The organism is Burkholderia stabilis (assembly GCF_001742165.1).
Taxonomy (GTDB): Bacteria; Pseudomonadota; Gammaproteobacteria; order Burkholderiales; family Burkholderiaceae; genus Burkholderia; species Burkholderia stabilis.
Map to the genome: position 1 here is coordinate 2,848,751 of NZ_CP016443.1, position 11,982 is coordinate 2,860,732.

The window sequence follows — 11,982 nt, forward strand, 5'->3', positions numbered from 1 at the left end:
GTCGTCAACCCTGCGGTGCTATGATCGCTTCACTGTTGCGGTACGGGCGGCCCTGAGCGGCCGAGTCGGGATGAAAAAAGGAACGGATACACAGGCGGGCGCGCCCGATACGCGCGAACGCATTCTGCAAACGGCCAGCGCGCTGTTCTACCGGGAAGGCACGCGGGCGGTGGGCGTAGACCTGATCGTCGCGCAGGCGGGCGTCGCGAAGACGAGCCTCTATCGGCACTTCGCGACGAAGGACGACCTGATCGAGGCGTTCCTGCTGCGCGAGGACGCGGATTTCTGGGCGCACTGGGATGTCGTGGCGCAGCAGTACAAGCGCACGCCGCGCGAGGAGCTGGACGCGCAGCTTCAATGGATCGGCGAGCGCATCGCGCGCCCCGGCTATCGCGGCTGCCCGCAGATCAACATCGCCGCCGAATATGCGGACGACAACCATCCGGCGCGCAAAGTCGCCGTCGCGCACAAGCAGGAACTGCGGCGCCGGCTGACGGAGCTGGCGGGCGCGATGCGGGTCGACGAGCCGGAAACCTTCGCGCTGCGGCTCGCGACGGTCATCGACGGCGCGCTCAGCAGCGGGCGCGCGCTGCACGAGCATGGGCCCGTGCATTTCCTGCAGGAAATCGCGCAATTGCTGCTGCCGAAGAAGGGCAGGAAGTAAGCGGGGCACCGCCCGCCGCGTTTCGCGGGCCGGTTCAGTCGCGTGCTGCCGGATCGACCGACAGCGTGCGCAGCTGATCGCGCAACAGATCGACTTCCCCCGGCGCGAAGGGCCGTTCGATGTCGGCATGCGTCTGCTGCCACAGCGGAAACGCTTCGGCGAGCAGGTCGTGGCCGGCCTGGGTCAGTTCGAGCAGGCGGCTGCGGCCGTCGTCCGGGTCCTGCACGATCGTGACGAGGCCGCGCCGCTCGAGCGGCTTGAGCGCGGCCGTCAGCGTGGTGCGATCCATCGCGAGCAGCGACGCCACCGATTTCATCGGGGCCGGTTGCGGCCGGTTCAGCGACATCAGCAGCGAAAACTGGCCGTTGGTGAGATCCAGCGGGCGCAGCGCATCGTCGAAGATGCGCGCGAGATTGCGCGCCGCGCGCTGCATGTGCAGGCACAGGCAGCAGTCGCGCACCATCAGCGTCGTTTCGAAAGGGAGCTTTTCTTTGCGTGCCATGTTGCAATTGTGTTGATATCAACCTATCTTGTCAAGGTCGAGGCGCGGCAGCCCGCCGTGCCCGTCACTGGAGGAGGCAGCATGAGTGCTCAACAGCAGTTGTATCTCGCCGTATTCCTCGGGAGCAAGGATAGCCCGGCCATGCAGGCATGGGTGGCGCTGCCCGAACAGGAGCGGCGCAAGCGGGAGCAGGAAGGGATTGCCGCATGGAAGGCGTGGGTCGACCGGCATCGCGACGCGATCGTCGAGCTGGGCGGGCCGCTCGGCAGGACCAAGACCGTCGGGAAGCGCGGCGTCGAGGACACGGCCAACGCGATGAGCGGTTTCACCGTCGTGCGTGCGGCATCGCATGATGCGGCGGCCGCGCTGTTCGAGGGCCATCCGCATTTCACGCTGTTCCCGGGCGAGACGGTCGACGTGATGCCGGTGCTGGCGATTCCCGGCGCGTGAGCGACGCGCGATGAGCCATGCCGGGCGCCGCGCGTCGTCGATGCGCCGCGGCCCGCATGCGGAAATTTTTCCGACATTCTGGATGGAGATTTGCGATGAAGCTTTACGGATTCGCTGGCACCCGCTCGCAACGCGCGTTGTGGGGGCTGAAGGAACTGGATGCGGATTTCGAGTTCGTGTCGGTCAACCTGCTCCAGGGCGAGCACAAGCGGCCCGAATTCCTGCGCCTCAATCCGGCCGGCAAGGTGCCCGTGCTGGTGGACGGCGACCTCGTGATTCCCGAGTCGGCCGCGATCGTGCTGTATCTCGCGGACAAGTACCCGGAGAAGGCGCTGCTGCCCGTCGATCCGGCGCTGCGCGCCGAGGCCTATCGGTGGGTCATGTTCGCGGTGACGGAGCTCGAGCAGCCGTTGTGGCGGATTACGCGGCACACGTTCCTCTATCCGCCCGAGAAGCGTTCGCCGGCCGATATCGAGCTGGCGCGCGAGGATTTCACGACGATGGCCGCGATTCTCGACAAGCATCTCGAAGGGCGCGAATTCATCGTCGGCGATTCGCTGACGGTGGCCGATTGCGTGACGGTCTACCTGATCGACTGGGCGAGCGAATGCCACCTGATCGAACCGTTCCCGCAACTGCGCGCGTATCTCGAACGGCTGTATGCGCGGCCGAAGGCGCCGCAGCGGATCGCGGATGCGAGGAAGGCGGCGTGATGGAAAGCGGGCTGGTCATGCGCTGCATCGGCATGACCGGCTGCAACGCGCCGGCCTGCAGTCACGACACCCCGACCGGCCCGCCAAGCGCGCGACACAGCATCGACAGATCGCGCAGCGTGAGATGCGGCGTCGCGGCAGGCACGCCGCGCTCCACTTCCGGATGCGTGTCGCGCACCACCCACGCCGCCTGAAGCCCCGCGTTCAACGCGCCGACGATATCGAGGTGGTAATCGTCCCCGACGTGCAGCAGTTCCGCCGGCTGCACGTCGAGCGCCTTCGCCGCCGCGTGGAATATTCCGGGTTCCGGCTTGGCCGTCCCGAACGCCTGCGCACTGAGCGTTGCACGAAAGAATTCGCCGCCCCCGGTCAGCCGGAGGTCGGCATTGCCGTTGGTCACCGCGATCAACGGGAACCGGGCGCTCAGCCACGCCAGCGCCGGCAACGTATCTTCATAGAACTCGACCCTGTTCCTCGCGGCATAGAAGACTTCGTATGCGCGTTCGGTCAGCGTGACGTCCTCGTTCGCGCGCGCCAGCGCAAGCCGGATCGATCCGAGCCGCAGCGCGCGATAGTCACTGGCGAGGTCCGGTCGCAAACGTTCGTATTCCTCACGCAGATCGCTCAGCGCCTGTTGTTCGGGCAGCACGCTCGCGGTATTGGGCGCGTGCTCGATCAGCCACGCGCGAAGCGCTGCTTCGGCCCGTTCGACGGAAGGCCCGAATGGCCACAGGGTGTCGTCCAGGTCGAACGAGAGGGCGGATACTTTGGCAAGACGCATGGCGGTTGATGGAGCGGAAGTCGTTTACCAGGGCCACGGAACGGAGATACCGGTGCCGTTATCGAGCGCCTGCTGATACAGGAAACGCGCGACGGTCAGGTCCTGCAGCGCGAGCCCGGTCATGTCGAATACGGTGATTTCATCCGGCGAGCGGTCGATCGACACCGTTCCGGCGAGCACGTCGCCGATTTCGGTGCGCGGCAGATCCGGCGCCCACTGACACTCGCCGATGCTGCGCGCCTGATCGTGATCGTCGACGACAATACGCGCATGTTCCAGCACGCCGGCCGGCAACTCGCGCTTGCCGGCCGTGTCGGCACCCACGCAGGTCAGATGGGTGCCCGGCTGAACCGCATCCGCGTCGAACAATGCGCCGCCGCCGGGCGTGGTCGTGATGACCACATCGCTGTTGGCCACCGCATCGTTCCGGCTGCGTGCCACGCGGATCGTACAGCGTTCGCTGAAAGCCGATTCGAACACCGCGTCCGGCTCGCCGCCGACGTTCACGTACTGCACCGAGCAACGTTGCGGCAGCAGCCGGAGCGCGTAGTCGAGCTGGACACGCGCCTGCACGCCCGTGCCGAACACGCAGATCCGCGTACTGTCGCGGCGGGCGAGCAGTTGCAGCCCGAGGCCGCCTGCGGCGCCGGTCCGCGCGGTGGTGATCGCGTTGCCATCCATGATGCACAGCGGTCTGCCCGTGGCCGGATCGAACAGCGCGACGGTGGCCTGATGCGGCTCGCCGCCGAGGCTCCGGTTGCCGGGCCAGAACCCGGCCGCCTTGAAGCCGAGCAGATCCTGGCTCGCGACGTCGCCCGACTTGATGCCGAATACGCCGCCGGTGTGCAGTTTCTCGCGGACCACCGGGAACACGCGCCCGGCCCGTTGGCTGTGCAGCACGAAGGCTTCGCGGACGGCCGCCATCACTCGCTCCGCCTGAAGGGCGGGGGCGATGGCGTCGCGGTCGAGCAGCAGGAGTCGGGCGTCGGTCGGCATGTCGGGCGAGCCTTGCCGGCGCAAGGCGGATCGAGGAAGGTTTAAAGTGTGTCCAGATTTAGACAAATAGTCAATGCAAGGGCGAAGGCGGCGCTCACCACCCGTAAAAGCGCGGCCACGCGTGCGCGTCGCCGTTTTCGCCGATGGCCAGATATTCGGGGTGTTGCGCGCCGGTGGCGCAAGCGTGATTCGGCAGGATGCGCAGGCGCGTGCCGACCGGAAAACGCTGTGCGATGCCCGGGTCGGGCGAGCCTGCACGCGACACGATCCCGTGTTCCTGGTTGGCCGCGCTCACGACATAGCCGCCGAGCACTTCGCCGTCTTCGGTGCAAACCTGCCCGTAGCCGAAATCGCGCGCCTGGCGCTGCGTGCCGCGGTCGCGGCTCATCGCCATCCAGCCCGCGTCGACGATCGCCCAGCCTTTTTCTTCCTGATGTCCGATGACGGTGGTCAGTACCGACAGCGCGATGTCCGACAGTTCGCACACGCCGATGTTGTGCATCACGAGGTCGAACATCACGTACACGCCGGCGCGCACCTCGGTGATGCCGTCGAGGTTGTTCGCCGAGAGCGCGGTGGGCGTGGAGCCGATGCTCACGGTCGGGCAGGGCAGCGCGGCGGCCCTGAGGCGCTCCGCGGCCCGCACGGTGCGGCTGCGCTCCTGTTCGGCGATCGCCGCCAGCGCTTCGCGCGTGTCGTATTCGTAGCTCGAGCCCGCGTGAGCCAGCACGCCGCCCAGCACCATCCCGCCATCGACCAGCGCGCGGCCGATGGCGATCAGCAGGTCGGATTCGGGCGGCACACCCGAGCGGTGGCCGTCGACGTCGATCTCGATCCAGACCTCGAAGCGCTCGCCGTGCTCGCGCCCGAACGCGGCGATGGCGTGCGCGGCCTGCAGGTTGTCGGCGACGATCTTCAGGTCGCAGCCCTGCCGGCGCAGCGCCAGCGCCTGACCAAGCTTGGCCGGCACCATGCCGACCGCATAGACGATGTCCCGGATGCCGCCCGCGAAGAACTGTTCGGCTTCCTTGAGCGTCGATACCGTGATGCCTTGCGCGCCCGCCGCGATTTGCGCGTCGACGACGTGCCGGCATTTGGTGGTCTTCACGTGCGGCCGGAAGCGGACGCCGAGTGCGTCCAGATGCGCCTGCATGCGGTCGATGTTGCGACGCATGCGGCGAACGTCGATCAATGCAGCAGGGGTGTTGAGGGTTTGAATATCCACGATGCGTTGCCTCGGAGTGTTGCCGACGCGAACACTGTAGAGCCGCCGGCGAGTGCCGTGTTTAACGCATGTCTAATTCGTCATTAAGTGCAATTTAACGAACATGAGCCGTGTGAGCCGCACGAGCGCGGCTCATGCGTTGCCCCGCCACGGCGGCGGATCGAGAAACTGCCTTGCGGCTTCGAGAAAAATCCGTTGCCGGGCGGATCGGCCGGTGCGCGATGGCAACAGCGCGGTCACGGGCGCGGGCGGCAAATTCCAGCCGGGCAGCAACCGGACGAGCTTGCCGTTCGCCAGCAGCGGCGCGACATCCCATTCGGAACGCTCCACGATGCCGAGCCCGGCGAGCGCCCATTCGGTGATGACGGTGCCGTCGTTGGAGGAGAGCGCGCCGGTCGCGCGGATTACGACGGAGCGTCGCGGCTCGCCTTGGGCGTCGCCGCCGGGCGAGAAGCGCCAGCGCGGGATGTCCTCGTCGTTCTCGCGCAGGCACAGGCAGTCGTATTGCGCCAGATCGGACGGATGTTCCAGCACCTTGATGCGGCGTGCGTATGCCGGGCTCGCGCACAGGAAGCGCTCGTTGGGCGCGAGCGGATACGCGATCCACGACGACGACTTGAGGCTGCCGACATGAACGACCACGTCGGCCCCCGCTGCGCTGGTCAACGGGCTCTCCGACAGGTGAAGCGATATTTCCAGCCTCGGATGCGCGCGTTGCACGTCGCGCACGATCCGGGCGACGTACTTGCGCCCGAAGCCGAGCGGCGCGACGACGCGCAGCGTGCCCTGCACGTCGCCGTGGTCGCCCGCGATGGTGACCGGCAGCGCCTCCACGCGTTCGAGAATGTCGACGGCTTCCTGGTACAGCCGCTGCCCTTCGTCGGTCAACGCGATCCCTTTCGGTTGTCGCACGGCGAGCCTGGCGTCCAGGCGCGCCTCCATCCGCTGCAGGCGAATCGTGACCGCGGGCGGTGTGAGATCGAGCAACCGGGCGGCGGAAGCCAGCGAACGCGACGTGCCGATCGCGCGTATCAGGCGAAGATCCTCGAGGTCGAGCATTTCATGTCTCTTAATGCCGGAAGTGTCAGGCATTAAACCGCACATCACGCCGCGAATCCATCGAGGCAGCGGGAGCGTGCCTGTCACATTCGCCCGATACATTGAATTTCCCGATGCCACACGGCATTCGACACGAAATTCCCGATCGATCGACCGTCATGACCCTCACCCAGCTTCGCAGTTTCATCGCCGTCGTTCAGCACGGCGGCTTCACGGCGGCCGCACGTGCGCTGTCCACCAGCCAGACGACGATCACGTCGCAGATCCAGACCCTCGAACACGAACACGGCGTCGAGCTGTTCCACCGGCGCGGCCGGCGCGTCGAGCTTTCCGCGGTCGGGCTGGAATTCCTGCCGATCGCACGGCGGATCTGCAGCGACGAGACCGATGCCGCCGCGCTGCTGCGCGACAGCGGCGCATTGCAGCGCGGCTCGCTGAAGATCGGCGCGGTCGGCCCGTTCCACGTGACTGAGATGATCGAGGCGTATCACGCCCTTCATCCGCACATGCACCTGTCGGTCGCGCTCGGCAATTCGGAAACCGTGCTGCGCGATCTCGACCAGTACGTATGCGACGTCGGCGTGGTGGCCCGCGCGTTCGAGGACGCGCGTTACTTTACGCAGCGCTACGCGAGCTTTCCGGTGATCGCGTTCGTGCGCGCGACGCATCCGTTTGCGAAGCGCGATGCGATCACGCTGCGCGAACTGGCCGGCGAGCCGCTGCTGATGCGCGAACCGGGCTCGACGACGCGCCGCGCGCTCGAAGACGCGATGGCGTCGGCCGGCCTGACGCCGCGCGTCGCGATGGACATCGGCAGCCGCGAAGCGTTGCGCGAGGCCGTCGCGCGCGGGCTTGGCGTCGGCACGGTGTCGAAGGCCGAATACGTGCCCGACGAGCGGCTGCGGCCGCTGCGCATCGACGGCGATCCGGTCGAAACCCATATCCACGTGTGCTGCCTGAGCGAGCGGCGCGACAGCCGGCTGGTCGCGTCGTTCTTCGATGCGGTCGCGCGGTGCCGGTCGCGCGCCGCATGAAGGCGGCTGGTGCTCGCGGGCCCGCAGCGGCGATCGATCGAAAAATTCGGTCGATCCATAGCAAATGACCGGGATTTTCGATCACGAACGCGTCATCGCGGATGCCTAACCTGCTGCGCATACCCACTCGATTCAGGTGCGAGCATGAATTCCGCTGCAGATTCACCGTCCGGCACGATTCGCGATGCCGACGATGTCACGTCACCCGTCGTACGACGCGACTGGCGTTTCCACAATCCCGTGCGGATCCGCTTCGGCGTCGACGCGCTGGCCAGCGTGAGCGACGCGCTCGCCGGCCGCAGCTACGCGATCGTCACGTATCCCGACGCGGTATTCGCGCGGATCGCGGACCGTCTCGAAGCGCAGCTCGGGCCTGCGCTCACGCGGATCGATTGCGTCGAGGCGAACCCGTCGGTGCCGATGCTGCGGCGCGCGTGCGATCGGCTCGCCGCGCTGCCCGCGAAGCCGGACGTGCTGATCGCGCTCGGCGGCGGCTCGGTGATCGATTCGGCGAAAGTGCTCGCGGCCGAGCATGGCGATTTCGATCGCGTGCTGCGCATCCTGTCGGGCAACGCCGACGTCGACGATACGGGGCGCCCCGCGCTGCCGATCGTCGCGATCCCGACCACGGCTGGCACGGGCAGCGAAGTGACGCACTGGGCGACCGTCTGGGATCCGCACAACGCGCGCAAGCTGTCGCTGTCGCGGCCCGATCTCTATCCGGAAACGGTGATCGTCGATCCGCGCCTGATGGTCGGCCTGCCGATGCAGCCGACGCTCGCGAGCGGCCTCGACGCGCTGTCGCACGCGCTCGAAAGCATCTGGAACATCCATGCGAACCCGGTGACGCGCGGCCTCGCCGTGCAGGCGGCGCGCGAGCTGATCGGCGGCCTCGGCCGCGTGAACGCGCATCCCGACGATCTCGATGCACGCAGCGACATGGCGCTCGGCGCGCTGCGCGCGGGGCTGGCGTTCTCGAATACGCATACGGCGCTCGCACACAACATCTCCTACGCGATCACGCTGACGCGCGGCGTCGCGCACGGGATCGCGTGCTCGTTCTGCCTGCCGGCTGTGATGCAGGCGGCGCTCGGCATGGACGACGCATGCGACGCCGCGCTGCGCGAGATCTTCGGCGACACGGCGTCGGCGCCCGCGCAGCTCGAGGCGCTGCTCGACGCGCTCGGCGTCGCGAGCCACCCGGCCGCTTACGGCATCGACGCGCACGAATGGGCGCGAATCGTGGACCACGCGTTCGACGGTGCGCGCGGCCGCAACTTCATCGGCACGCGCGCACGCTTTCCGCATTTCGATTTCAGCCCGGAGCAGCCCGAGCGGGCGCTTCACTGACGAGGAACCCCGCATCATGAAAACGTCTCACCCGATCGAAACGGACGCGCTTGCGCGTCTCGACAACCTGCCGTGGACGCGCTTCCACACGCTGATGCTGGTCGCGCTCGGCGTCGGCTGGGCGCTCGATTCGTTCGAAACCAACATCATCGGCAGCGTGTTCGGCGTGCTCAAGTCGCATTGGCACCTGAGCGCCGCACAGGGCTCGCTCGCGGTCAGCATCTGGGTGTTCGGGATGCTCGTCGGCGCGATCGCGTTCGGTTATCTGGCCGACCGCTACGGCCGCAAGCGCCTGTTTCTCGCGACACTGCTCTGGTACGCGTTCTTCAGCGTCGCGACCGTGCTGTCGTGGAACTACGAGTCGTTCCTGTTCTTCCGCGCGATGACGGCGCTGGCCGTCGGCGGCGAATATTCGGCGGTGACCGCGACGATGGGCGAATTCATTCCGAAGCGCCATCGCGGCCGCACCGACGCGCTGATCCTGTCGGGTTTTCCGGTCGGCGCGCTGCTGTCGGCGGCCGTGTCGTATCTCGTGCTGAACCAGTTGCCGGCCGAGTGGGCGTGGCGCGTGGGCTTCGGCCTCGGCACGACGATGGCGCTGGTGTTCTTCTGGATCCGCCGCGTGATTCCGGAGTCGCCGCGCTGGCTGATCCAGCAGGGGCGTGTGGCGGAAGCCGATGCGATCGTCGAGCAGATCGTCGCGAGCGCGGCGCGCGATCCGCGTGCACAGGCCGATCGCGCGCAACTGGCGCAGCGCTACACACCGACCCGTTTCGAACACCAGGCGCCTGCGTTCTGGCGCAACGTCGGCGAACTGTTCGGCGCCTATCGCGCGCGCTGCGCGCTCGCCGGGGCGCTGAACTTTTCGCAGGCGGCCGTGGTGTACGGCGTGCTGTCGCTGATGGCGCTCGTGATCCTGCCGTACCTGAAAGTGTCGTCGACCGACATGCCGATCTACTACATGATCGGCAACGCCGCGGCGCTCGCGGGCGGCATCGTCGCGGCGGTGCTCGTCGAGGCGTGGGGGCGGCGCGCGTCGCTGTTCGCGAGCTACACGTTCACCGTTGCGGCGATCGTGTTCATCTATGCGATGCACGCGCTGCCCGGCATGGTGCTCGGTTACTGTCTGATCCAGTTCGGCGTCACGTGGGCGTACATCTCGGGTTATGTCGTGTCGTCCGAGATCCTGCCGACGCGGATTCGCGCGACCGGGCTCGGCGTGTCGGTCGCGATCGGCCGGCTCGGCGCGGTGATCGCGCCGCTGATGCTGACGAACGTCTATGCGATGTCCGGCTCGCCGTCGGCCGCGTTGATCGTGCTGCTGGTGCTCGCGTTGCCGGGGCCGCTCGCGGCCGGCCTGTGGTGGATCAACGGGCGCGAAACGCGGCGGATTTCGCTCGAGGAATGCAGCACGGAGCTGGACGTGCAGCCGGCGGTGGACGCTTCGCCGCGCATCGCATGACGCCTGGCTGCATGCGTGGTTACGCGTGCAGCCCGAAAATCAGCGACCGGTGCGCGGCGACGCCGGCCATCACGCCCGACGCCGACGCGAACGTCGCGTTGGTCATCGGTGTCGACGCGTCGCCGGCTGAAAATACGCCCGCGACGCTCGTCTGCTTCCACGCGTCGATCCGGACGACCGGGCCGAGCGGCCCTTCGTCGAATGCACAGCCGAGCTGTTGCGCGAGATCGCTCGCCATCTCCGTGCGCGCGCCGACGAACAGCGCATCGATCGGCACGATCTGCCCGTCGGCGAGCCGCAACGCTTCGAGGCGCGGCGCATCGCCGAGGATCTCGACGACCGGCGAGCGCTCGATGCGCACGCCGCGCGCGTCGAGCAACGCGGCTTCTTCTTCATTCGCTTCGGCCACGCCCTGCGTGAACCACGTCGTCGGGCCCCAGTCGGGGATCAGGATCGCCTGATGCACGGAGAGCGGATGCGTGGCCAGCACACCGAGCCGCTGCCCGCCGACTTCATACCCGTGACAGTACGGGCAGTGCAGCACGCTGATGCCCCAGCGTTCCGCGAGCCCCGGCAGCGCGGGTAATTCGTCGCGGATGCCGGTCGCGAGAATCAGCCGCCCGGCGCTCGCGCGGCGGCCGTCCGCGAGCGTCACGTGGAAGCGGCCGTCCGCATCGCGCTCGGCGGTGAGCGCTTCGCCTTCGATCCGCTGCACGGTCGGATAGGCGACGAGCTGCGCGGTGGCGTCGGCCACGATCTGCGCGGGCGGCTTGCCGTCCTGCCCGAAGAATCCGTGCGCGTGTTCGGCGAAGCGGTTGCGCGGCCGGCCGGCGTCTATCACGAGCACGCGGCGCCGCGCCCGCGCAAGCTGCATCGCGGCCGACAACCCCGCAAAGCTGCCGCCGATCACGATGACTTCATGATGGTCACGATGGGTATGCATGCACCAACTCCTTTCCTGAACCTGCGTGAATGACGAACGTGCGTCGATGGCGGCCAACTCATGGAACACGAGAAGTTGCATGATAGTTCGATGCTATGATTCACGCAACTTCAGAAGTTTCGAGAAAGGGGAGAGCCGCCCGTGAGAACCGACAGCCGTTTGTCGCGCATGCTGCATGCGCTGATCCACATGGACCAGGCCGACGGCCCGCTGACGTCGGAGACGATCGCGACGATGCTGGGCACGAACCCGGTCGTCGTGCGGCGCCTGCTCGGCGGCTTGCGCGATTGCGGTTACGTGCAGTCGGAGAAAGGGCACGGCGGCGGCTGGGTGCTGAGCGTCGCGCTCGACGACATCACGCTGCTCGATGTCTATCGCGCGGTGGGCGAGCCGCCGCTGTTCTCCGATCTGGTGCCCGAGGACGAGCCCGAATGCCTGGTCGAGCAGGCCGTCAACGCGCATCTGTCGGCAACCCTGAAGGATGCCGAAGCGTCGCTGCTGGCGCGCTTCGGCGAAGTCACGCTCGGCATGCTGTCGCGCGATTTCGAAGCGAAGGCCGTGCTGCGGGGCTACACGCGCTGACGCGGCGCAGCATCCCGATCGATCGCGCCTGACGTGCAATCCGGCACGATCCGGCGCGGCTGAAACCGCCGCGCCGCGATGTTCTGTCCCCCAACTTCTGCCCGGTTCGCCCGCCACAGGGCAAAATACGGGTTTTCCGCACCCGCGAGGGCGCGTTCGAATCACGCGCCGGGCGGCGGCAGTGCGCAATCCGCACGCCGCCGCCCGGCGCCCAGGCAAGA

Annotated in this window: 13 protein-coding genes; 7 read left to right on the forward strand and 6 right to left on the reverse strand. The window is 67.5% G+C overall.

The annotated features are described in order from the left end of the window. The first annotated feature begins 70 nt into the window (after nt 1-70). Nucleotides 71-664 carry a TetR/AcrR family transcriptional regulator gene (locus tag BBJ41_RS30560; RefSeq protein ID WP_069749896.1) on the forward strand — a complete coding sequence of 198 codons (594 nt, stop codon included), beginning with the start codon at nt 71-73 and terminating at the stop codon, nt 662-664. A gap of 34 nt (nt 665-698) precedes the next feature. Here BBJ41_RS30560 and BBJ41_RS30565 read toward each other — a convergent pair whose 3' ends face one another. Beyond that, entirely contained in the window at nt 699-1,166 is a 468-nt protein-coding gene (locus tag BBJ41_RS30565) for a MarR family winged helix-turn-helix transcriptional regulator (protein WP_069749897.1), read from the reverse strand. Nucleotides 1,167-1,247: 81 nt separating this feature from the next. On the opposite strand from BBJ41_RS30565, the gene BBJ41_RS30570 reads away from it, so the two are divergent. Both BBJ41_RS30570 and BBJ41_RS30575 read left to right on the forward strand, forming a co-directional pair. After that, a complete protein-coding gene (locus BBJ41_RS30570) occupies nt 1,248-1,616 on the forward strand; it encodes a hypothetical protein (RefSeq protein ID WP_069749898.1) in 369 nt (122 codons plus the stop codon). A gap of 95 nt (nt 1,617-1,711) precedes the next feature. Beyond that, nucleotides 1,712-2,329: a glutathione S-transferase family protein gene (locus tag BBJ41_RS30575; RefSeq protein ID WP_069749899.1), complete on the forward strand. Its 618-nt coding sequence runs from the start codon at nt 1,712-1,714 to the stop codon at nt 2,327-2,329. A gap of 61 nt (nt 2,330-2,390) precedes the next feature. Here the strand turns inward: BBJ41_RS30575 and BBJ41_RS30580 are convergent, their stop codons facing one another. The 4 genes from BBJ41_RS30580 to BBJ41_RS30595 all read right to left on the reverse strand — a co-directional run bounded on the left by BBJ41_RS30580 (nt 2,391) and on the right by BBJ41_RS30595 (nt 6,423). Further along, entirely contained in the window at nt 2,391-3,110 is a 720-nt protein-coding gene (locus BBJ41_RS30580) for an HAD family hydrolase (RefSeq protein WP_069749900.1), read from the reverse strand. Between the two features lie 24 nt (nt 3,111-3,134). Continuing rightward, nucleotides 3,135-4,106 carry an ornithine cyclodeaminase family protein gene (locus BBJ41_RS30585; RefSeq protein ID WP_069749901.1) on the reverse strand — a complete coding sequence of 324 codons (972 nt, stop codon included), beginning with the start codon at nt 4,104-4,106 and terminating at the stop codon, nt 3,135-3,137. Between the two features lie 94 nt (nt 4,107-4,200). Continuing rightward, complete coding sequence (locus BBJ41_RS30590) at nt 4,201-5,280, reverse strand: DSD1 family PLP-dependent enzyme (protein WP_418222322.1); 1,080 nt, start codon at nt 5,278-5,280, stop codon at nt 4,201-4,203. Between the two features lie 183 nt (nt 5,281-5,463). Beyond that, nucleotides 5,464-6,423 carry a LysR family transcriptional regulator gene (locus BBJ41_RS30595; protein WP_069749903.1) on the reverse strand — a complete coding sequence of 320 codons (960 nt, stop codon included), beginning with the start codon at nt 6,421-6,423 and terminating at the stop codon, nt 5,464-5,466. A gap of 125 nt (nt 6,424-6,548) precedes the next feature. Here BBJ41_RS30595 and BBJ41_RS30600 point away from each other — a divergent pair, with 125 nt between their 5' ends. From BBJ41_RS30600 to BBJ41_RS30610, 3 genes are all read left to right on the forward strand, one after another. Then, a complete protein-coding gene (locus BBJ41_RS30600; RefSeq protein ID WP_069749904.1) occupies nt 6,549-7,424 on the forward strand; it encodes a LysR substrate-binding domain-containing protein in 876 nt (291 codons plus the stop codon). A gap of 144 nt (nt 7,425-7,568) precedes the next feature. Then, nucleotides 7,569-8,774, forward strand: a complete 1,206-nt coding sequence (gene psrA, locus BBJ41_RS30605) for an iron-containing alcohol dehydrogenase PsrA (RefSeq protein WP_236872092.1) — start codon at nt 7,569-7,571, stop codon at nt 8,772-8,774. Between the two features lie 16 nt (nt 8,775-8,790). Next, the gene (locus BBJ41_RS30610) at nt 8,791-10,236 is read left to right on the forward strand and encodes an MFS transporter (protein ID WP_069749905.1); all 1,446 of its coding nucleotides are present in this window, start codon (nt 8,791-8,793) and stop codon (nt 10,234-10,236) included. A gap of 19 nt (nt 10,237-10,255) precedes the next feature. On the opposite strand, the gene BBJ41_RS30615 is transcribed toward BBJ41_RS30610, so the two are convergent. Beyond that, complete coding sequence (locus tag BBJ41_RS30615; protein WP_069749906.1) at nt 10,256-11,179, reverse strand: NAD(P)/FAD-dependent oxidoreductase; 924 nt, start codon at nt 11,177-11,179, stop codon at nt 10,256-10,258. 141 nt (nt 11,180-11,320) lie between these two features. Between BBJ41_RS30615 and BBJ41_RS30620 the strand changes: the two genes are divergently transcribed. After that, nucleotides 11,321-11,761, forward strand: coding sequence for an Rrf2 family transcriptional regulator (locus BBJ41_RS30620; protein ID WP_069749907.1), 441 nt, complete (start codon nt 11,321-11,323; stop codon nt 11,759-11,761). The last annotated feature ends 221 nt before the right edge of the window (nt 11,762-11,982 follow it).

What these genes read in the sequence shown, in the direction of transcription:
- BBJ41_RS30595 (WP_069749903.1), bottom strand. Translation starts at nt 6,423, where the DNA reads ATGCCTGACACTTCCGGCATTAAGAGACATGAAATGCTCGACCTCGAG.
- BBJ41_RS30615 (WP_069749906.1), bottom strand. Translation starts at nt 11,179, where the DNA reads ATGCATACCCATCGTGACCATCATGAAGTCATCGTGATCGGCGGCAGC.
- BBJ41_RS30570 (WP_069749898.1), top strand. Translation starts at nt 1,248, where the DNA reads ATGAGTGCTCAACAGCAGTTGTATCTCGCCGTATTCCTCGGGAGCAAG.
- BBJ41_RS30610 (WP_069749905.1), top strand. Translation starts at nt 8,791, where the DNA reads ATGAAAACGTCTCACCCGATCGAAACGGACGCGCTTGCGCGTCTCGAC.
- BBJ41_RS30590 (WP_418222322.1), bottom strand. Translation starts at nt 5,280, where the DNA reads ATGCGTCGCAACATCGACCGCATGCAGGCGCATCTGGACGCACTCGGC.
- BBJ41_RS30585 (WP_069749901.1), bottom strand. Translation starts at nt 4,106, where the DNA reads ATGCCGACCGACGCCCGACTCCTGCTGCTCGACCGCGACGCCATCGCC.
- BBJ41_RS30575 (WP_069749899.1), top strand. Translation starts at nt 1,712, where the DNA reads ATGAAGCTTTACGGATTCGCTGGCACCCGCTCGCAACGCGCGTTGTGG.
- psrA (WP_236872092.1), top strand. Translation starts at nt 7,569, where the DNA reads ATGAATTCCGCTGCAGATTCACCGTCCGGCACGATTCGCGATGCCGAC.
- BBJ41_RS30600 (WP_069749904.1), top strand. Translation starts at nt 6,549, where the DNA reads ATGACCCTCACCCAGCTTCGCAGTTTCATCGCCGTCGTTCAGCACGGC.
- BBJ41_RS30565 (WP_069749897.1), bottom strand. Translation starts at nt 1,166, where the DNA reads ATGGCACGCAAAGAAAAGCTCCCTTTCGAAACGACGCTGATGGTGCGC.
- BBJ41_RS30580 (WP_069749900.1), bottom strand. Translation starts at nt 3,110, where the DNA reads ATGCGTCTTGCCAAAGTATCCGCCCTCTCGTTCGACCTGGACGACACC.
- BBJ41_RS30560 (WP_069749896.1), top strand. Translation starts at nt 71, where the DNA reads ATGAAAAAAGGAACGGATACACAGGCGGGCGCGCCCGATACGCGCGAA.